Genomic DNA, 18,579 nt, shown 5'->3' on the forward strand with positions numbered 1-18,579 from the left:
CGGAGGTTTCTTGTGTCGACAATGTCAATAACCTATATCAGGTGGTTATTGCAGTGGGGTCCCACCTCTTCCCATTCCGAACAGAGAAGTTAAGCCCACCTGCGCCGATGGTACTGCAATGCAATGCGGGAGAGTAGGAAGCCGCCGTCTTTTTTCAAAGAGAAGCCTCGGGAATACAATATTCTCGGGGCTTTTTCGTTTTATCTATGTATGCAGTGGACTGATAGAATCCGACAAACGCTAATTTGATTATTATAACTGTTCATTGCGCTTGTTTATGTAGATGGCTATACCGATAACGATAAGAATTATGACTATTATGATGTGTAATGTGTCCATAATGTAGTGACGTTAATTCGTCCCAATAGGTTCTTCTTGATTGCGTAATTTGGCCATTTCTAGGTTGATGAATTGATGGGTACGGAAAAATTCATTTAGTTCCAATTTTATATAGTCCTCAATGACAGGAATCTCTGGAATGAAGAGAATGGTTGATTTACAATGTATATTAACTGTTTTTGCATTCTCGTCTATGGTATATACTGTTATCACACTATTATTGAGATTAGCAGCGTTAATCACTTTCTTTAAACGTGCGAACTCGTCGATATCGTAGAGTTCAATTTGTGCCCAATGGGTATCCCATATCTGAATGAATCGCAAATCGTTTTTGGCGTTTGCGATAAAATGTTCGCCTTGATATGCAAAGAGAATGCGATCGTCTTCCTCGTTCTGTGCAAGTTCGTATTGACAGCCAATCTTGTTAAGAGTCTCTAAAAGTAGATCGCGCGTACCTTTTTGTTCCATATTATTATTTTTTTCTGTTATTGTTTGCAAAGATACTTTTTTTTCTCAATAATCCGAGTTTTCTATTATTATTTGTTTATCTGTGTGAGAAAATCCATATAAATGTGGATTGCATGTATTCAAAGAATGCATTACCTTTGCACCCATGCAAAACAAACTGATTAATAAGTATAATAGCCCAGTGCCTCGTTACACCAGTTACCCGCCTGCAAACTACTTTACTAAGTTTGCGGAAGAAGAGTTTCTGTCGATGGTAGTTAAGTCGAATCTGGCACATCAGAATCAGATATCATTTTATCTGCATATCCCGTTTTGTCGTCATTTGTGTCACTATTGTGGCTGTAATTCTTATCCTCAGGCTAAACCAGAAGTAGTGAAGGCGTATGTAGACGCTCTTCATCATGAGATAGATATGGTAGCTTGCCATATTGACCATAATCGACAGATTTCACAGATTCACTATGGTGGTGGTAGTCCTACAACCCTTCCTATTCAGTTAATTCGTGAGTTGAACGAGCATCTGCTATCTATTGCACCAACCATAGAGAAACCTGAAATTGCCATTGAGTGTCATCCTGGCTATATGTCAGAAGGAGATTGGGTACAGTTGACGGAATGTGGTTTCACTCGCTATAGTTTAGGTGTTCAAGATTTGCATCCTGAGGTGCTTAATGTTGTAAACCGCCGTCCGTCATTACTGCCCGTTTCCCAGATACTTGATATTCTGCGCGCATCTGGTGCTACTGTAAATCTTGATTTTCTCTATGGTTTACCTTTGCAAACTGTTGAATCGTTCAGATCAACCATTGAGCAGGCTGCAGAGTGGCTACCAGATCGTCTTGTCACCTTCTCTTATGCACATCTGCCTCATTTGTTTCCCCGTCAGCAAGTATTGGATAAGGTTGGATTGCCTCTTTCTAGTGAAAAGGGACGTATGTACGAGGTGGCTTCCGAAGTATTGTTAGAGGCAGGCTATCAGCCAATTGGTCTTGATCATTTTGTGTTACCTGGGGATGAACTTGCTGTGGCCTTGAATCAGGGTCAGTTACATCGTAACTTTCAAGGGTACTGTACACGTCGCACTACTGCGCAGGTTTATGCCTTTGGTGTAACGGCCATAAGTCAGCTTGATGATGCCTATGCCCAGAATGGACGTAATATCAGTGAATATATTGAAAGTATTAAGGCTGGGCGGCTTTATGTTCAGAGAGGTTATCACCTTTCGGCTCAGGAAAAAATGGTGCGCGAAGTTATTGAGACTTTAATGTGTAACTATACGCTCAGTTGGAGCGATGTGGCTTTACGTCTGGGTGTTGGTGTGGGCGAATTGCGCGAGGCATGTGGTTACAAAGAACAGCAGCTCTTGGAAATGCAGACCGATGGATTGCTACGTTTCGATGCTGACCGTATCGAGGTAAACACTTATGGTAGGCCTTTTGTACGTTGCGTAGCTGCTGCCCTCGATCCCTTGATGGCACATACGGATAAGAAATACTCTAAACCAATTTAATATGCAAGAAACAGATATTGTCATTATAGGTGCTGGATTGACTGGACTTAGTACAGCCTTTAATTTGAAAAAAGCAGGTCGCGATGTGCTGGTACTCGAAAAACAGCAACGTATAGGTGGACAGATATGTACTTACATCGATGAAGGATTTACTTTCGAGAGCGGTCCCAATACAGGTGTGGTGTCATTTCCTGAAGTGACAGAATTATTCCAGGCATTGGCTAATGAGTGCCAGATGGAAACGGCACGTGAGTCTTCAAAGCGTCGATTGATTTGGAAAGGCAAACATTTTCATGCTTTGCCTTCAGGTCTGATTAGTGCGGTAACCACTCCGCTTTTCTCGTTGAAAGATAAGTTTCGTATTCTCGGTGAACCTTGGCGCAAGCAAGGGACTGATCCTGACGAGTCTATCGGTTCGTTGGCTCAGCGTCGTTTGGGACGTTCGTTCTTCGAATATGCTGTCGATCCCTTTATCTCAGGTGTCTATGCTGGTGATCCGATGAAGCTATGTACACGCTATGCCTTGCCTAAACTGTATAATCTTGAGGCCAATTATGGCAGTTTCGTACGTGGAGCAATGGCTAAGGTTAAGGAGCCAAAGACCGATCGCGATCGCATGGCTACTAAGAAGGTTTTTTCGGCTGTTGGTGGCCTGCAACATTTGGTGCAGGCGTTAGCGAAGAATGTGGAAATTGTAACTGGTGCTCAGGATATTCGTGTAAGGCCTGACGGCGAGGGAATGTGGAAGGTTAGCTATGCTGATACAGTTATCAGTTGTCATCATGTGGTGACTACTGTTGGCGCTTATGCTTTGCCTGATTTGTTGCCTTTTATTCCCCAAGAGCAACTTGAGCCTATCACTCGATTGTTCTATGCTCCCATCATTCAGGTTTGTGTGGGGGTTCGTGATGCTGGTGCCTTACGTCTGCCAGCTTTTGGTGGCTTGGTGCCCAGTAAGGAGGGAAAGCAGGTTCTTGGTATCCTGTTCCCGTCAGAGTGTTTCGAGGGGCGTGCACCAGAGGGGGGCGCACTCTATTCCTATTTTATGGGTGGTGCTCGGCATGCTGATTATCTACAGAAAAGCGACGATGAGATCCGTCAAATGGTGATTGATGCCTTCCACGAGATGTTGAAATATCCTTCAGACATAGAGCCGGATATGATTCGTATTTTCCGTCACGAGCATGCCATTCCCCAGTATTATGCTGATAGTGGTGAGCGTCTTCGAGCGGTTGCTGATCTTCAGCAGTGTTATCCAGGTTTGGTGCTGGCTGGAAATCTTCGTGATGGCATCGGTATGGGTAATCGCATTCATCAAGCAGCAGAGATAGCAGCAACGATATAAATAGGAAGGGCGGACATCTGTCTTTTGGAAAAAATAAGAGAGAGGACTGGTAAAAGCCAATCCTCTCTCTTTCTGAGCCTCTTGTCGGATTCGAACCAACGACCCCGAGATTACAAATCACGTGCTCTGGCCAACTGAGCTAAAGAGGCGGGTGGGTAAGCGATCTGTATCGCGCCGCTACGACCTAATACCCTTGCTGCGTTCCCACCCTGGGGGATTCAAAGGGAGCTGGCCGTACAGGACTTACCCATTTTAGCGGGTGCAAAGGTACATAAATTAATTAAGAATTAAGAATTAGGAATTAAGAAAAATGGGATTTTTAACTATTTTTTCAGAGAAAGGACCTGTTATATGCAGGAAAATGCGTAATTTTGCACCCTGAAAGTGGTAAATGTTAAAAGATGACTGCACCAGAATACATACAATTGAAGGCTTACGCCCGTCAGGATGGTTTCTTCCTGGCAATTCTTTGGATTGTTAGCTTTGCCAGCTATATCATTGGATTATCTAATCAGTTGTTGGCTATGGCTTCTTTGCTGATGGTAGTTTCGACTCCCTTTTTTGTTGCCAATCGTTTACGTAAGTTTCGTGATGAGGGTCGGGAAGGTGTTATCTCCTTTGGACGCAGCTATGCGTATACCATTTTTGTGTTTTTCTATGGTGCTGTTTTGTTGGCTGTGGCTCAGTACCTCTATTTTGCTTATTTGGATGATGGCTATCTGGTTAACTCTTTTTCTAAGATGATGACCAGTGAAGAAGGTCGCACCATGCTTGAACAATATGGTATGACCAAAGTGATAGACGAAAGTCTGACAGAAATGGCAACCACTCGTCCTATCGATTATGCACTGAATGTTTTGACAATCAATATTTTGTTGGGTTTCATTTTTGGTGTACCCATTGGTTTGATCATGCAGAAAAAAAGATTGAAGATTGACGAATAGAAATACTTATGGATATATCAGTAGTTATACCTCTTTATAATGAGGATGAGTCTATTCCAGAACTTTATGCCTGGATAGAGCGTGTGATGAAAGCTAATAAATTCAGCTATGAGGTGATTTTTATCAATGATGGTTCTACTGACCGTTCGTGGGAGATCATTTCGGAGTTGAACAAGCAGCAACCTGATGTGGTGAAGGGCATCAAGTTTCGTAGAAACTACGGAAAGAGTCCTGCACTGTTTTGTGGTTTTGAACAGGCTCAGGGCGATGTAGTGATTACCATGGATGCTGACCTTCAGGACTCGCCTGATGAAATCCCCGAGTTGTATCGAATGGTTAAGGAAGATGGTTACGACCTTGTTAGTGGCTACAAGCAGAAACGATATGATCCTATTTCGAAAACTATCCCCACCAAGTTGTTTAATGCAACAGCTCGCAAAATTAGTGGAATCAAGAATCTGCATGATTTTAACTGTGGTCTGAAGGCTTATCGTAAGGCTGTTGTGAAAAATATTGAGGTTTATGGCGAGATGCATCGTTATATCCCTTATCTGGCAAAGAATGCTGGATTCAACAAGATTGGTGAGAAAGTGGTGCAGCATCAGGCCCGTAAGTACGGCTCGTCAAAGTTCATGGGGTTAAACCGTTTTGTGAATGGCTATCTTGATTTGCTGACACTCTGGTTTCTGAGTACTTTTGGCAAGAAGCCGATGCATGTTTTCGGATTTTTGGGTACTGTGATGTTTTTTATCGGATTCGTAGCTGCTGTTTGGATAGGTGCAGATAAACTATTGTGCTTGGCTAATGGTGTCCCCCAGCGACTGGTAACTGATTCTCCCTTCTTCTACATTGCACTCACTATGATGCTAATGGGTACCCAGTTGTTCTTGACTGGATTCCTGGGCGATCTGATTAGCCGTTCGTCGAGTGGACGTAATGACTATCAAATAGAAGAGAAGATATGATGAAACGTCTTGTATATCTGTTCCTGATGGTGCTGATGACAGCTTGTTCATCCATCGATTGTCCCGTAAACAATACGGTTGCTACTTTGTATCAGATACGTAATAGCGACGGAACAGAGTTGAAACTTACAGACACAATGACCATTTCGACAGTTCGTGCTGACGAGAATAAAGTTGTACTTTATAATGGTCGCGACTCTATCATCCTTAATAAAGGTATTGGTATCAGCAAATTTACCTTGCCTATTAGCTACTCGCATCCTGAGGATGTGTTGCTGTTTCAGTTTGATAATAACGATACCGATTTGCATGTTACCGATACGGTATGGATTAAGAAGAATGATTATCCTCATTTCGAGTCTGTAGACTGCAATACCGCTTTTTTTCACACCTTGACAGATGTGAAATATACGTGTCATCATATCGACTCATTAGTGATTAATAACCCCTCAGTGACCTATGATTATCAGACGGCTCATTTCTACCTCTATCCTAAGAGCGGCAATTAGTTTTGTGGTGCTTTCGGCATCGGTGCCAGCTCAGGCTCAGAAGTTTTTCTCATTCCAGAAAGACTCTATTCCTATGTTTCGTGGATTTGCCGTTTCGTTTGATCTGGTGGGTGCTGGCATGATGGCATTCTCGGATTGCGGACAGTATGAGGGGGCTTTGCGTATCAATCTTCACGATGAGTGGTTCCCGATTATCGAGGCTGGTTTAGGCAGATCCAATCACGATGACGATGTAACTCATATCCACTATAGCACTTCAGCTCCCTATTTCAAAATAGGTGTAGATAAGAACTTGTTGAAGGATAAGCATGGAGTTAACCGATTATATGGTGGTTTGCGCTATGCTTTTACGTCATACAAAGTGGATATTTCGCGTGCAGATTTCCCTGATCCTGTATGGCTTTGGAATACTGGCTATGGGGTGAAGGATGCCCAGTGTAACCAGCATTGGCTGGAAGCTGTGATAGGAGTGGATGCAAAGATCTTTGGCCCTCTACATTTGGGGTGGAGTTTGCGATATAAGCGTCGTATAGCCCATAAGGAGGGCGATTTTGGCAATACGTGGTATGTGCCGGGATATGGTAATTTTGGTGATACCCGATTGGGAGGGACTTTCAATGTCATAATAGATATTTAGACTGATGCAGAAACAGGTAAACAAGAAACTGATGTGGCAGTTGCCTTTCTTGGTACTGCTTATTGTGGGTACGGTGCTGATTATCCGTCAGCAGCGCAATCTCCCTTATCAGAAAAGTGCTGACAAGGTGTTTGGTACTTTCTACCATGCTGTTTACCAGTGCGATTCTGACCTTACGTATAGTATTAATGCTGAACTGGCAAAGGTCGATCAGTCGTTATCGCCTTTCAATAAGCAGTCAATCATTACTGCTGTCAATCAGAATCAGGACGTGAAGCTTAACGATATGTTTCTGGATGTTTATCAGTTGGCGATGAAGATATCGAAGGAGACTGATGGCGCATTCGATATTACAGTTGCTCCTTTGGTTAATGCCTGGGGCTTTGGTTTCAAAAATGGTATTGAGCCTACTAAGGAGCAGGTGGATAGTTTGATGCAGATTATCGGCTATCAGAAAGTGTCGCTTGAAAAAGGACGGATTCATAAGACTGACCCTCGTATTATGCTCGATTGCTCAGCTATAGCAAAGGGATATGGCACCGATGTGGTGGCCAGGTTGTTGCGTAGTAAGGGAATCAATAATTTTATGATTGAGATTGGTGGCGAAATTGTGACCAGTGGTGTGAACCCTGAGCAGAAGCCTTGGCGTGTGGGTATCTCGAAACCTGTAGAAGACCCTCAGGGTGTTGGTCAAGGCGTTCAAAGTATTATTGCTATTACAGATAAAGCGATGGCTACCAGTGGAAACTATCGTAACTTCTATTATAAGGATGGTAAGAGATATGCTCATACCATCGAACCCAAGACGGGATACCCCGTTCAGCATAGCATCCTCTCTGCAACGGTTTTTGCCAATAGTTGTGCCATGGCCGATGCCTATGCCACCTCGTTTATGGTGATGGGTGTGGAAAAAGCGCAGATGATTCTTAATGAGCACCCGGAACTAATGGCTTATCTGATCTATAGTGATCAGAATGGCAAGAATGCCGTTTGGTATTCTCCTTCGCTTAAAAATAAAATCCAGCAATAGTGTTATGGCTGTACTCCAGTTGTTCGACAAGTTGTTGCAATTCCCCTTGTTTCAAGGGATGAGTCGCGACGATCTGGAGATAGTGGCTGGACATACCCGTTTCGGATTTGTGAAACTGGGGGCTGGCAAGACTGTCGTCAAGTCGGGCGATGCGTGTCATCAGCTTCATTTCTTGATTAATGGCAGTTTGAAAGTTCGGACCTATGCCGACGACTATGGCTATTCGGTTGAGGAACAGATGGTTGCACCTCATATTCTTCAGCTTGAAGCTGTGTTTGGCTACTATCAACGTTATACCCACGATTTCATTGCTCAAACGGATGTGAATTTCATTACTATCGATAAGGAGGAGCTCGTGCGGTTGACGGAGGATTTTCTAGTGTTCCGTCTGAATATGATGAACCATTTTGCTACGCAAACCCAAAAACAGATGCGATTGCTTTGGAATCGTCCAGCTCCGTCGCTCGAAAACCGTATTATTCGTTTCTTGACTCAGCACGTCACTTATCCAGCAGGTCATAAGGTGTTTAGTATTCTGATGACTCGATTGGCAGAGGAGGTGAACGATAGTCGCCTCAATGTGTCGCGTGTATTGAACGAGATGCAGCATCAGGGACTGATATCTCTGAGCAGGGGTAAGATCGAGATTCCACAGCTTGAAAGACTGCTCTATACCAAGTAGAGTCGGCTATTCTGGCTGTTTTAACTTTTTTAATGCATACTTTTAACAAAGTATCGGATTTTTGTCGTAACTTTGCAATCCAAAAGATGTTAGTATGAAGACGAACGAAAATATTGAGAGAACGAATCCGTTTTTCGAACCTTATAACACACCTCACAACACAGCTCCTTTCAATCGTATCCGCATGGAGGATTACGAAGAGGCTATGTTGGAGGGTATCCGCCGTGACGATGAGCAGATAGAGAAGATCATCAATAACCCTGCCAAACCTACTTTCGATAATACTATCATCAGTGTAGATGATGAGAAGGATAAGGATGGCTATTACGATTTGCTGGGGCGTGTGTCTACCGTGTTTTTTAATCTGCTCTCGGCTGAGACCAACGATGATATGGATGCGTTGGCTCAAAAGATGAGTCCTATTCTCACCAAGCATTCTAATGATATCCGACTGAATGAGCGCTTGTTCGAGCGTGTGAAATATGTGCATCAGCATCACCGCAAGCTGACGCCTGAGGAAAAGATGCTGCTTGACAACTGCTATGATGGTTTTGTACGTAGTGGAGCCCTGCTCGATGTTGCAGGTAAGGAGCGCTTGCGCCAACTTACCGAAGAGGCTTCTATGCTTAGTCTGCAGTTCTCACAGAATCTGTTGAAGGAGAACAAGGCTTTTACACTGCATATCACAGATGAGGCACAGCTTGACGGTCTGCCTGATACAGCCCGAGAGGCGGCTGCATTGGCGGCTAAGGAGCAGGATAAGAAAGGTTGGGTATTCACACTCGATTTCCCTTCGTATTCTCCTTTCATGACCTATTCAACTCAGCGCGAACTGCGCAAGCAGTTGTATATGGCTAAGAATACGGAGTGTATCCACGATAATACGGAGAATAACCTTGAGATTTGTAAGCGACTGGTCAATCTGCGTCGTGAGTTGGCTCAGTTATTAGGTCATAAGACCTATGCCGACTATGTGCTGAAGCACCGTATGGCCGGCAATGTGCGTAATGTGTATAAGTTGCTCAACGATCTGATAGCTGCCTATAAACCCACCGCTATCAAAGAGATTGAGGCCATCGAAAAAATGGCCCGAAAGCTGGAGGGTAAGGACTTTAAACTCGAGCCTTGGGATTTTTCATATTATTCGCATAAGTTGCAGCTCGAAAAGTATAACCTTGATGCAGAGATGCTGCGCCCTTATTTCGAATTGTCGAAGGTGATTGATGGCGTGTTCGGGCTGGCTAATCGTTTGTATGGCATCACCTTCAAGGAGAATAAGGAGATTCCTGTATATCATCCTGACGTGAAAGCCTATGAGGTGTTCGATGCCGATGGCTCGTTCCTTGCAGTCTTTTATGCCGACTTCCATCCCCGCAAGGGTAAGCAGGGTGGTGCCTGGATGACCGAATATCAAGGTCAGTGGAAAGAGCGCGTTGACTCGAAGAAACCCTTCGGTCCCGATAATATGAAGAATGTGCGTCCCCATGTCAGCGTGGTGATGAACCTTACTAAACCTACAGAGGACAAACCTGCACTGCTGACATTGGGTGAGGTGGAAACCTTCTTGCATGAGTTCGGCCATTCATTGCACGGCATGTTTGCCAACACACGCTTCGAGAGCCTGAGTGGCACCAATGTGTGGTGGGATTTCGTAGAACTGCCCTCTCAGTTTATGGAGAACTTTTCCATCGAGAAGGAGTTCCTCCGCACTTTTGCTTTCCATTATCAGACAGGCGAACCATTGCCCGATGAACTTATCGACCGTATCGTGAAGAGTCGTAACTTCAATGTGGCTTATGCTTGTATGCGTCAGGTTAGCTTTGGTCTGCTTGATATGGCCTACTATACTCAGAAGGATGAGTTTACTGCCGATATCATTCCTTTCGAAAAGAAGGCATGGGAGAAGGCTATGATACTGCCGCAATTGCCTGATACCTGTATGACAGTGCAGTTCTCGCACATCATGGCTGGTGGTTATGCTGCAGGCTATTATAGTTACAAATGGGCCGAGGTGCTCGATGCCGATGCCTTCAGCGTGTTCAAGAAGCATGGCATCTTCGATAAGAAGACTGCTGACAGCTTCCGTGAAAATATTCTTTCGAAAGGTGGCACGGAGAATCCGATGACATTATATAAACGGTTCAAGGGTGGCGAACCCACCATTGACGCATTACTGAAAAGAAATGGAATCAAACGACAAGCAAAGTAAACTGGACGTACGCTATCTGCGGATGGCGCGTATCTGGGCAGAGAATTCCTACTGCAAGCGTCGCCAGGTCGGCGCGTTGGTGGTTAAGGATAAGATGATCATCAGCGATGGTTATAATGGCACACCAAGTGGCTTCGAGAATGTTTGCGAGGACGACAGCAATGTGACCAAGCCTTATGTGCTCCATGCTGAGGCAAACGCCATCACCAAACTGGCCCGTAGCAACAACAATAGCGATGGTGCTACCATCTATATCACCGCTTCTCCTTGTATCGAGTGTGCTAAGTTGATTATCCAGGCAGGCATCAAACGTGTGGTCTATGGCGAGAAGTATCGTTTGACCGATGGTATCGAACTGTTGGAACGTGCTGGTATCGAGGTGATTTATATAGGATTAGATAACATTGAGTAATGAGTAAGAATAGAACCAATCGTTTCATGCCTTTGCTGATGGCCGTTTGCGTGGTTGTCGGCATAGTGATAGGCTCTTTTTATGCCAACCACTTTTCGGGCAATCGTTTGAATATCATCAATTCGAGTGGCAATAAGTTGAACAATCTGCTTCATCTTATCAACGATCAGTATGTTGATACCGTCAATATCAATGATCTGGTTGAAAAAGCCATGCCTCAGATTCTGGCGGAGTTGGACCCTCACTCAGTGTATATTTCTGCCCGCGATGGCGAAATAGCCAACGACGACTTACGTGGTTCGTTCTTCGGTATCGGTATCGAGTTCACCATTCGTCAGGATACTATCCGTGTACAGAATGTGATTGGCAATGGTCCTGCAGAGCGTGCCGGCGTGTTGGCTGGTGATAAGATTGTGGAGGTGGATGACTCTGCGTTTGTAGGAAAGAAAGTTACTAACGAGGAGGCGATGCACCGCTTGAAGGGACCTAAGGATACCAAGGTCAAGTTGGGTATTATCCGTTATGGCGAGAACAAGATTCATCATATCACCATCACTCGTGGTGAGATTCCTACCAAGAGCGTTACCGCTTGCTATATGCTCGACACGGAGTGCGGTTACATCAAGATCCGTAACTTTGGCGAGAATACTTACCCAGAGCTGTTGATTGCGCTTGCCAAACTGTCGCAGCAGAACTTTAGCAATCTGGTGATCGACTTGCGTGGCAATACAGGTGGCTATCTGGAGTCGGCCGTGCAGATTGCCAATGAATTCCTGTCTCGTGGTCAGTTGATTGTCTATACACAGGGTCGTGCCTTCCATCGTCAGGACTATCGTGCTGATGGTCGAGGCTCTTACCAGCGTATTCCTTTGGTAGTTCTGGTCGACGAGAGCTCTGCATCAGCCTCTGAGATCTTGGCTGGTGCCATCCAGGATAACGATCGTGGAACCATTATTGGTCGTCGCTCGTTTGGTAAGGGATTGGTACAGAAACCTATTGAGTTCAGCGATCACTCCATGATCCGTCTCACCATTGCCCGCTACTACACACCTTCTGGACGTTGTATCCAGAAGCCTTATAACAACGGCAATCATTATGACGACGATTGGTTGACACGTTATCAGCATGGTGAGTTCTTCTCGAAGGACAGTATTAAGAATACCGGACCGGAATACCATACCAACAATGGTCGTATTGTCTATGGCGGTGGTGGTATCACTCCCGATATCTTTATTCCGGAGGATACACTTGGTGTCACTTCATACTATAAAGAGGCTGCCATGTCGGGCTTGATTCTGCAGTTCGCCTTCACCTATACCGATGAGAACCGCGCCAAGCTCAGCGCTTTGAAGAGTGTGAAAGAGATGGAAACCTATTTGAAGCGTCAGAATGTGTTGGAGAAGTTTGTGGTATATGCTGATAAGAACGGTCTGAAGCGTCGCAATCTGATGATTCAGAAATCTCAGAAGCTGCTGGAGCGTTTCGTTGTGAGCCGTATCATTTACAATATCCACAACGAGCAGTCGTGGACAGAGTATCTGAATCAGGATGATCCTGTAATTCTGGAAACGCTTCGTCTGTTCCACGAAGAGGGCGCTTTCCCTAAGAAGCCAGTGGCGCCGGTCAAAGGAAAACAAGTGGCAAAGATAGCTGATGATCGCTCTTTGAGACTCCGTAGCACATTTATAGCTTATGCTTAAGAGCGAGCTCAGAACATTAGTGCGTCAATACAAACGACAGTTCACTCAGCAACAACTGTGTGAGCTGTCGTTGCCCATTATAGACCGCATCAAGCCGTTGCTCCGTGAGGCCCATACCATTGTGGCCTATTATTCGTTGGCTGACGAGGTTGATACCCATCGCTTCATTGATGAACTTCTGGCTGCAGGTAAAACTGTTTATCTGCCTCGGGTGGTGAGTGCCGAGGAGATGGTGCTTTGTCGTTATACGGGTGCCGATAGTTTGTGTCAGGGTGCTTACGGTATTATGGAACCGATTGGCGAGCCGATGCCTGCCGACGAGTCTGTTGATGTGATATTGGTGCCTGGAATGGCGTTCGATGCCCAAGGTCATCGGTTGGGTAGGGGAAAGGGGTACTACGACAGGTTCTTGGGTTCGTTATCTCAGCCTCGCCCTCAACTCATTGGTGTTTGTTTCGATTTCCAGAAAGTGGAAATTGTACCCACAGAGCCATGCGACGTGTCTGTCGACGTGGTGATTTAATTAAACTTGATGTCAACAATGATCTGAGTGCCTACATGGGCATTCAGTTTTTTCACCAGTTCGCTGCGCATCATCGACAGGTCGGCTCTCAGAGCAGGATTTGTGATGTGTACGAATAGTGTCTGGTTCCTGATAACCAAGCCGTCGGTATAGCTGGTTATCATCTGGCCCACCACTTCGCTCCATGAGTCAATCAGCCGCTTCTGTAGCAGAGGCGTCTCCAGTCCCTGATTTCTCAGATTCTTCAGAATCAGGTCTTTGATATTGTGTACGTCGCGTTTAAACATCTTTCTTGATTTCTTCTATTTCACCGTTGTCAACATGGAAAATCTTATAGTCGAGGCTCGATCGGCTGAGAATCAGATCCAGATGGTCGCGGTTGGTATCGGTAATGAAAATCTGTCCGAATTCATCACCTGCCACCAGTTTCACGATTTGTTCCACACGCTGCGCATCCAACTTGTCGAAGATGTCATCGAGTAGCAGCAGTGGTGTGGTTTTCGAGTTGGTGCGCTTCAGGAAGTCGAACTGTGCCAGCTTCAGGGCGATGACAAAGGTCTTGTTCTGTCCTTGGCTGCCTTCGCGCTTCATCAGATGCCCATCAAGGGTTATTTCCAGGTCGTCGCGGTGCACGCCATGTAGCGAGTAGCCGATGGCGCGGTCCTTGAATCGGTCACGCTGTATCACCTCCAATAGCGGACCTCGCTGACAATGCGAGATGTAGTTCAGACCTACCTGCTCTCTGTTTTCAGCAATCGTGTCGTGGATACGTTGGAAAACCGGTGTCAGTTCTTCAACAAATGCCTTTCGACTTTGGTATATGCGCTCGCCCTCTGTGGCCATCTGTTCTTCAAACAGACTGATCACATCAATGTTGGGCTCTTCTTCCTGTTTCAGCATGGCATTTCGCTGTTGCAGGGCTTTGTTATAGCGGTTCATTGCCTCCATGTAGCCATGGTCGTACTGCGCTATCACCATGTCCATCAGTCGGCGTCGCTCCTCGCTTCCTCCCTCAATGAGCAGGGTGTCTGAGGGTGCTACCACCACAATCGGTATCAGTCCGATATGTTCCGACAGTCGGCGGTATTCTTTTTTATTGCGTTTGAAATGTTTTTTTACGCCGCGCTTCATGCCACAATAGATGTGGAGGTCGTTCTCGTATGAGCCCTCCAGCACAAAGAATTCAGCTCCATGTCTGATTACCTGTGAGTCGATGGGGTTATTAGCCGAATGGCAGAATGACAGATAGTAAATGGCATCGAGCACATTGGTTTTTCCCACGCCGTTCTGCCCGATCAGGCAGTTGATTTTGGGTGAGAATTCCAAGGTGGCCTCTGCGATGTTTTTGTAGTTGATGACCGATAACTTTTCTAGAATCATAGTGCAAAGGTAGCGTTTTTTGAGCATTGATGGCACGGATTAACACAGATTAATAAATATTTTCCCTGAAAATATGTAAAATATGTGGCTTTTTTAGTAACTTTGCACCCGATTTTTGGAAATTTAAATATAAATATTATAATGGCAAATACAACAAATCAACAGCAGGCCGCCCAGACAGCTGAGCAGAGCCTGAATCAGAGTGAGGCTTTCTTCGTAAAGTACAAGAAGGCCATTGGTGCTGCAGTAGTAGCAATTGTATTAATCATCACAGGTACAGTCCTCTACGTGACCTATGTAAGCGGTCCTAACGAGGTGAAGGCAAGCACCGCCATTGCTAAGGGCCAGGAGCTCTTCATGGCAGGCGAGTATCAGAAGGCTTTGACTGGCGATAGCGCTAATTTCAAGGGCTTCGTGAAGTTGGCTGATGAGTACAGTTCTACAGATGCTGGTAACCTGGCTAACCTCTATGCCGGCCTTTGCAGCGCAAAGCTCAATAAGTGGGAAGATGCTGCTAAGTACCTCGAGGAGTTCGATGGTGCCGACGATCAGATGATTTCTCCTGCTGCCGAGGGTGCTTTAGGTAATGTATATGCTCACCTGAACCAGCTCGACAAGGCTGTTTCTCACCTGAAGAAGGCTGCTGAGAAGGCCGACAATAACTCTCTGTCTCCTACCTTTCTGATTCAGGCTGGTGAGATTCTCGAGAGCCAAGGTAAGAACGATGAGGCTCTGAAGCTGTATCAGGAGGTGAAGGAGAAGTACTTCAACTCAATGGCTTACCAGACCATCGATGGTTATATTGAGCGTGTTTCAGCTAAATAAAAAACATGGCTACTAAAAACTTATCGGAATACGATATTACCACAGTGCCCGATGCTTCGAATATGATTTTCGGAGTGGTAGTGGCAGAGTGGAATCCCGAAATAACTGGCGCCCTGCTTGACGGATGTGTTAGCACACTCGAAAAGCATGGCGCTTTGTCTGAAAACATCCATGTGAAGACCGTTCCTGGCAGTTTCGAACTGATCTATGGTGCTCACCAGATGACACTTAACGATGGTTACGATGCTGTAATCGTGCTGGGTAGTGTGATCCGTGGCGAGACACCGCATTTCGACTACATCTGTCAGGGCGTAACTGAAGGTATTGCTCGTATGAATGCCACGAGCAATATTCCTGTGATCTACGGCTTGCTTACCACCAACGATAAGCAGCAGGCGCTCGACCGTGCAGGCGGCCGTCTGGGCAACAAGGGTGATGAGTGCGCTGTAGTAGCCATCAAGATGGCAAAATTCTAACACAGCTACGGCTAATTTCTAATTATAACTATGGTATTATGAAAAAAGTATTTATTCTACTCTTTTGCTTGAGCTTAGGCTTTAGCAATGTAAGCGCACAAGAGACCAAGAAAAGTGAGTTGCATCAGCTTGCTGAGAGCGAGTTGGCAAAGGGAAGCGTGGCAGGTGCCCGTTTCAATTTCATCCGTGCTTTCGAAGAGTATGCCAAGGCAGGCCAGTTAAAGGCCGGTATGGAGTGTGCTACTCGTGGTGCGGCCATGTACTATAGGGATAACTTTTGGAAAGAGGCTTTCGATTTGCTGCGTCGTGCCGATCAGGAGATTGATATCCGCACAAAGGATTCCAAGCAGCGTGCTGCGCTCCACTATATCATCACCAAGGAGCGCCTGGTCATGTATATCAAGCTGCGTAAGAGCGACAGTGCCAAGGACCAGATTGGTATCATGGAGAATCAGGTGACCTATGCTGCTGATGAGGCTTTGAAGAACGACCTGCTATATAATAAAGCGGTGTACCACTATTCGTTCGGACAGAATGCCCAGGGCAATGCCGTATTCCAGGAGATGGCCAGCAAGCTGACCGCTTCGAAGCAGTACGACAAGGTTGACGGCGTATATCAGACGCTCATTGCCAATGCCCGTCGTAGTGGCAATGCCAATATGGTGGCTCAGTCGTACAGCAACTATCTGGCATGGAAGGATTCGGTTAACAATCTGAAACTTGCCGACGAGACAGGTGCTCTGAAGAAGCAGATTGCCGACAACGAGGCAAAGATTGACGATCAGGCCAGCTCGCTCACAGCGCGCCAGGCTATCATCGTGGGTCTCTGCATCCTCGCTGCTGCGCTTGCTGCCGCTTTGGTGCTGGGTGGCATCGTGCTGATGCGCTTCATCCTGCTCACCCGCAACCAGAAGAAGACCATCCGTCTGGCTAATGATAACAATGCGCTGAAGGCTAAGTTCATCAGCAATATCTCGGCTCAGCTCAATCCTACGCTCCACAAGCTCGATGCAAAGATCCCTGAGGTGAAGGCCTTGCTCGATTTCTCCGAGCACATTGCCACCCTCTCAAATCTGGAGAACTCGATGGATGAGGCGGTAGCTGCCGAGGATGTTCAGATTACCCCGTTCTGCGAGTCGCTGGCTCAGGAGGTTAAGCCTAAGTTGAAGAAGGGCGTGGCCTTGAAGGTCAATGTGCCCAATCTGAGCGTCAGCATGAACAAGGAGTATGTATCGCATATCCTGCTCCATCTGCTGAATAATGCAGTGATCTATGTTCCTGAGGATGGTACCATCAGTCTGGAGTACAAAAAGCGTGGTGCTCACGTGCACCAGTTCCTGGTATCCAATACGGGTGAGCCTATCCCCGAGGATAAGCGCGACGATGTGTTCAAACCATTCACCGAGGTGAAGGACTTTACTGAGGGCGACGGTCTCGGCCTGCCAATCTGTAAGCAGATGGCACTGAAGATGAAGGGCGACCTCGATATCGATCCCGAGTTCACCAAGGGTACACGTTTCGTGCTGTTGTTACATTCTTAAGCAAACAACTACACCTTTTATAACTTTACAGTTGATATGTCCACCAGCCCATTGACTATTGCATAGATGGTCAATCCGGCTGGTGAATGTATTTGAAGCTTGCGGGCTATGTTGCGGCGGTGTGTAATCACCGTATTGATCGAGATACACAGATGATCGGCTATCTCCTTGTTCGACATACCCTGTACCAGCGAAATAATCACGTCTTTCTCGCGGTCGCTCAGTGCGTCAGGATTCTGTGCCTGGGCGTTACCGAATACCATGCCTGAAATGTTGCGGCTCACATCCTGCTGCTTGGTGATCTGCTCCAGTCGGCGGATGGCAGGCACAAAGATATGGTCCTCCACCTCAGCGTGCTGGCGCAGCCATACCTCGTTCTCGTAGATGTCGTGGAGGGTGGCTGTCAGCTGGTTGTTGTGCAGTCCGTCTTGCGGCAGATATTTGATGATGAGCAGTTTCAGCTCGCGCAGTTTCTTGTCGGCGGCACCGTGGTGCTTCGAGAAGGTCTCTACATTGTAATCATTGGCAGGCTCACCGTCAATCAGCTGTTGTACGTAGGGGAACAGGGTTTTCTGTTCGTACTGCATGTGTCGGCGTATCTCGTGGGCATACTCATCGTAGAATTTGAGGATGAGTCGGCCCAGCGAGTCGTTCTCGTCGAGGCTCTCAGCCAGCTCTCTACGGATATAAGGTAGCTGAAACTCCAGGAAATAGGCGTGGCTGGCCTCCAGATAGTGGAGCAGGGTGGGCACACTGAGTTGCTCGTCGGCCTCAAACTCGCCGTAGCCGTTGATGGTGTAGTTCACCACAGCCAGGAAGGTGTAGGTGTCTACATCATTATCCTCGCAGGTCTCGCGCACGGTCTTGTCGCCAAAACCTAAGTTGATGCCAAAGCTGCCCAGACTCTGTAACAGGTCGTAGTTGTCGCGGATCAGCGATATCATTTTGTCGTCCGCCTCGTACATTTTCTGATTCTTCATTTTCTTCTATCTACCTATTAATGATTACGGGTGCAAAATTACGACATATTTTTGATTTCTGCAATAATCACAATTGGGTATTTTCTACACTCTTTGTGGTGATT

At 46.1% G+C, this 18,579-nt stretch carries 19 protein-coding genes, 1 tRNA gene and 1 rRNA gene; 16 read left to right on the forward strand and 5 right to left on the reverse strand.

Annotated elements, in window-relative coordinates:
- Positions 1-37 precede the first annotated feature (37 nt).
- Positions 38-150 (forward strand): 5S ribosomal RNA (rrf, locus tag T495_RS0100335).
- Positions 151-351: 201 nt separating this feature from the next.
- Here rrf and T495_RS14880 read toward each other — a convergent pair.
- Positions 352-807, reverse strand: coding sequence for a hypothetical protein (locus tag T495_RS14880; protein ID WP_051523171.1), 456 nt, complete (start codon positions 805-807; stop codon positions 352-354).
- Between the two features lie 145 nt (positions 808-952).
- On the opposite strand from T495_RS14880, the gene hemN reads away from it, so the two are divergent.
- Both hemN and hemG read left to right on the forward strand, forming a co-directional pair.
- Positions 953-2,317: an oxygen-independent coproporphyrinogen III oxidase gene (gene hemN / locus T495_RS0100345; protein WP_028904380.1), complete on the forward strand. Its 1,365-nt coding sequence runs from the start codon at positions 953-955 to the stop codon at positions 2,315-2,317.
- A 1-nt stretch (position 2,318) separates the two neighbouring features.
- Complete coding sequence (gene hemG, locus T495_RS0100350; protein ID WP_033147225.1) at positions 2,319-3,662, forward strand: protoporphyrinogen oxidase; 1,344 nt, start codon at positions 2,319-2,321, stop codon at positions 3,660-3,662.
- A 75-nt stretch (positions 3,663-3,737) separates the two neighbouring features.
- Here hemG and T495_RS0100355 read toward each other — a convergent pair.
- Positions 3,738-3,811: transfer RNA gene (locus T495_RS0100355), tRNA-Thr, on the reverse strand.
- A gap of 252 nt (positions 3,812-4,063) precedes the next feature.
- On the opposite strand from T495_RS0100355, the gene T495_RS0100360 reads away from it, so the two are divergent.
- The 10 genes from T495_RS0100360 (at position 4,064) to T495_RS0100405 (ending at position 13,273) form a co-directional block, all read left to right on the forward strand.
- Positions 4,064-4,606, forward strand: a complete 543-nt coding sequence (locus T495_RS0100360) for a DUF4199 domain-containing protein (RefSeq protein ID WP_033147226.1) — start codon at positions 4,064-4,066, stop codon at positions 4,604-4,606.
- Between the two features lie 8 nt (positions 4,607-4,614).
- Positions 4,615-5,571 (forward strand): glycosyltransferase family 2 protein, encoded by a 957-nt coding sequence (locus T495_RS0100365; protein ID WP_033147227.1) that lies wholly within the window; start codon positions 4,615-4,617, stop codon positions 5,569-5,571.
- Positions 5,568-6,080 carry a DUF6452 family protein gene (locus T495_RS0100370; protein ID WP_051651783.1) on the forward strand — a complete coding sequence of 171 codons (513 nt, stop codon included), beginning with the start codon at positions 5,568-5,570 and terminating at the stop codon, positions 6,078-6,080. Before T495_RS0100365 ends, T495_RS0100370 begins: the two co-directional genes overlap by 4 nt.
- Positions 6,031-6,717 carry a DUF6048 family protein gene (locus T495_RS0100375; protein ID WP_033147228.1) on the forward strand — a complete coding sequence of 229 codons (687 nt, stop codon included), beginning with the start codon at positions 6,031-6,033 and terminating at the stop codon, positions 6,715-6,717. The genes T495_RS0100370 and T495_RS0100375 overlap by 50 nt, the downstream gene beginning before the upstream one ends.
- Positions 6,718-6,721: 4 nt before the next feature.
- Complete coding sequence (locus T495_RS0100380; RefSeq protein WP_033147229.1) at positions 6,722-7,747, forward strand: FAD:protein FMN transferase; 1,026 nt, start codon at positions 6,722-6,724, stop codon at positions 7,745-7,747.
- A 4-nt stretch (positions 7,748-7,751) separates the two neighbouring features.
- A complete protein-coding gene (locus tag T495_RS0100385; RefSeq protein WP_033147230.1) occupies positions 7,752-8,429 on the forward strand; it encodes a Crp/Fnr family transcriptional regulator in 678 nt (225 codons plus the stop codon).
- 94 nt (positions 8,430-8,523) lie between these two features.
- Positions 8,524-10,638 carry a M3 family metallopeptidase gene (locus T495_RS0100390; protein WP_028904388.1) on the forward strand — a complete coding sequence of 705 codons (2,115 nt, stop codon included), beginning with the start codon at positions 8,524-8,526 and terminating at the stop codon, positions 10,636-10,638.
- Entirely contained in the window at positions 10,613-11,050 is a 438-nt protein-coding gene (locus T495_RS0100395; protein WP_033147231.1) for a dCMP deaminase family protein, read from the forward strand. The genes T495_RS0100390 and T495_RS0100395 overlap by 26 nt, the downstream gene beginning before the upstream one ends.
- Positions 11,050-12,750, forward strand: a complete 1,701-nt coding sequence (locus T495_RS0100400; RefSeq protein WP_028904390.1) for a S41 family peptidase — start codon at positions 11,050-11,052, stop codon at positions 12,748-12,750. The genes T495_RS0100395 and T495_RS0100400 overlap by 1 nt, the downstream gene beginning before the upstream one ends.
- Positions 12,743-13,273, forward strand: a complete 531-nt coding sequence (locus tag T495_RS0100405; protein WP_033147232.1) for a 5-formyltetrahydrofolate cyclo-ligase — start codon at positions 12,743-12,745, stop codon at positions 13,271-13,273. Before T495_RS0100400 ends, T495_RS0100405 begins: the two co-directional genes overlap by 8 nt.
- On the opposite strand, the gene T495_RS0100410 is transcribed toward T495_RS0100405, so the two are convergent.
- Positions 13,270-13,560 (reverse strand): DUF721 domain-containing protein, encoded by a 291-nt coding sequence (locus T495_RS0100410; protein ID WP_028904392.1) that lies wholly within the window; start codon positions 13,558-13,560, stop codon positions 13,270-13,272. The two genes, T495_RS0100405 and T495_RS0100410, sit on opposite strands and share 4 nt — an antisense overlap.
- Positions 13,553-14,653 (reverse strand): DNA replication/repair protein RecF, encoded by a 1,101-nt coding sequence (locus T495_RS0100415; protein WP_028904393.1) that lies wholly within the window; start codon positions 14,651-14,653, stop codon positions 13,553-13,555. Before T495_RS0100415 ends, T495_RS0100410 begins: the two co-directional genes overlap by 8 nt.
- A 141-nt stretch (positions 14,654-14,794) precedes the next feature.
- Here T495_RS0100415 and T495_RS0100420 point away from each other — a divergent pair, with 141 nt between their 5' ends.
- Genes T495_RS0100420 through T495_RS0100430 form a run of 3 tightly spaced genes read left to right on the forward strand, consistent with a single transcriptional unit; the run spans position 14,795 to position 17,495 of the window.
- Positions 14,795-15,478, forward strand: coding sequence for a tetratricopeptide repeat protein (locus T495_RS0100420; protein WP_028904394.1), 684 nt, complete (start codon positions 14,795-14,797; stop codon positions 15,476-15,478).
- 5 nt (positions 15,479-15,483) lie between these two features.
- Positions 15,484-15,954 carry a 6,7-dimethyl-8-ribityllumazine synthase gene (gene ribH, locus T495_RS0100425; protein WP_033147233.1) on the forward strand — a complete coding sequence of 157 codons (471 nt, stop codon included), beginning with the start codon at positions 15,484-15,486 and terminating at the stop codon, positions 15,952-15,954.
- Between the two features lie 38 nt (positions 15,955-15,992).
- Positions 15,993-17,495 carry a HAMP domain-containing sensor histidine kinase gene (locus T495_RS0100430; protein WP_033147234.1) on the forward strand — a complete coding sequence of 501 codons (1,503 nt, stop codon included), beginning with the start codon at positions 15,993-15,995 and terminating at the stop codon, positions 17,493-17,495.
- A gap of 17 nt (positions 17,496-17,512) precedes the next feature.
- On the opposite strand, the gene T495_RS0100435 is transcribed toward T495_RS0100430, so the two are convergent.
- Positions 17,513-18,475, reverse strand: a complete 963-nt coding sequence (locus T495_RS0100435) for a LuxR C-terminal-related transcriptional regulator (RefSeq protein ID WP_033147235.1) — start codon at positions 18,473-18,475, stop codon at positions 17,513-17,515.
- Positions 18,476-18,579: the final 104 nt, after the last annotated feature.

Source organism: Prevotella sp. P6B1 (assembly GCF_000702825.1).
Lineage (GTDB): Bacteria > Bacteroidota > Bacteroidia > Bacteroidales > Bacteroidaceae > Prevotella.

What these genes read in the sequence shown, in the direction of transcription:
- T495_RS14880 (WP_051523171.1), bottom strand. Translation starts at nt 807, where the DNA reads ATGGAACAAAAAGGTACGCGCGATCTACTTTTAGAGACTCTTAACAAG.
- hemN (WP_028904380.1), top strand. Translation starts at nt 953, where the DNA reads ATGCAAAACAAACTGATTAATAAGTATAATAGCCCAGTGCCTCGTTAC.
- hemG (WP_033147225.1), top strand. Translation starts at nt 2,319, where the DNA reads ATGCAAGAAACAGATATTGTCATTATAGGTGCTGGATTGACTGGACTT.
- T495_RS0100360 (WP_033147226.1), top strand. Translation starts at nt 4,064, where the DNA reads ATGACTGCACCAGAATACATACAATTGAAGGCTTACGCCCGTCAGGAT.
- T495_RS0100365 (WP_033147227.1), top strand. Translation starts at nt 4,615, where the DNA reads ATGGATATATCAGTAGTTATACCTCTTTATAATGAGGATGAGTCTATT.
- T495_RS0100370 (WP_051651783.1), top strand. Translation starts at nt 5,568, where the DNA reads ATGATGAAACGTCTTGTATATCTGTTCCTGATGGTGCTGATGACAGCT.
- T495_RS0100375 (WP_033147228.1), top strand. Translation starts at nt 6,031, where the DNA reads ATGATTATCAGACGGCTCATTTCTACCTCTATCCTAAGAGCGGCAATT.
- T495_RS0100380 (WP_033147229.1), top strand. Translation starts at nt 6,722, where the DNA reads ATGCAGAAACAGGTAAACAAGAAACTGATGTGGCAGTTGCCTTTCTTG.
- T495_RS0100385 (WP_033147230.1), top strand. Translation starts at nt 7,752, where the DNA reads ATGGCTGTACTCCAGTTGTTCGACAAGTTGTTGCAATTCCCCTTGTTT.
- T495_RS0100390 (WP_028904388.1), top strand. Translation starts at nt 8,524, where the DNA reads ATGAAGACGAACGAAAATATTGAGAGAACGAATCCGTTTTTCGAACCT.
- T495_RS0100395 (WP_033147231.1), top strand. Translation starts at nt 10,613, where the DNA reads ATGGAATCAAACGACAAGCAAAGTAAACTGGACGTACGCTATCTGCGG.
- T495_RS0100400 (WP_028904390.1), top strand. Translation starts at nt 11,050, where the DNA reads ATGAGTAAGAATAGAACCAATCGTTTCATGCCTTTGCTGATGGCCGTT.
- T495_RS0100405 (WP_033147232.1), top strand. Translation starts at nt 12,743, where the DNA reads ATGCTTAAGAGCGAGCTCAGAACATTAGTGCGTCAATACAAACGACAG.
- T495_RS0100410 (WP_028904392.1), bottom strand. Translation starts at nt 13,560, where the DNA reads ATGTTTAAACGCGACGTACACAATATCAAAGACCTGATTCTGAAGAAT.
- T495_RS0100415 (WP_028904393.1), bottom strand. Translation starts at nt 14,653, where the DNA reads ATGATTCTAGAAAAGTTATCGGTCATCAACTACAAAAACATCGCAGAG.
- T495_RS0100420 (WP_028904394.1), top strand. Translation starts at nt 14,795, where the DNA reads ATGGCAAATACAACAAATCAACAGCAGGCCGCCCAGACAGCTGAGCAG.
- ribH (WP_033147233.1), top strand. Translation starts at nt 15,484, where the DNA reads ATGGCTACTAAAAACTTATCGGAATACGATATTACCACAGTGCCCGAT.
- T495_RS0100430 (WP_033147234.1), top strand. Translation starts at nt 15,993, where the DNA reads ATGAAAAAAGTATTTATTCTACTCTTTTGCTTGAGCTTAGGCTTTAGC.
- T495_RS0100435 (WP_033147235.1), bottom strand. Translation starts at nt 18,475, where the DNA reads ATGAAGAATCAGAAAATGTACGAGGCGGACGACAAAATGATATCGCTG.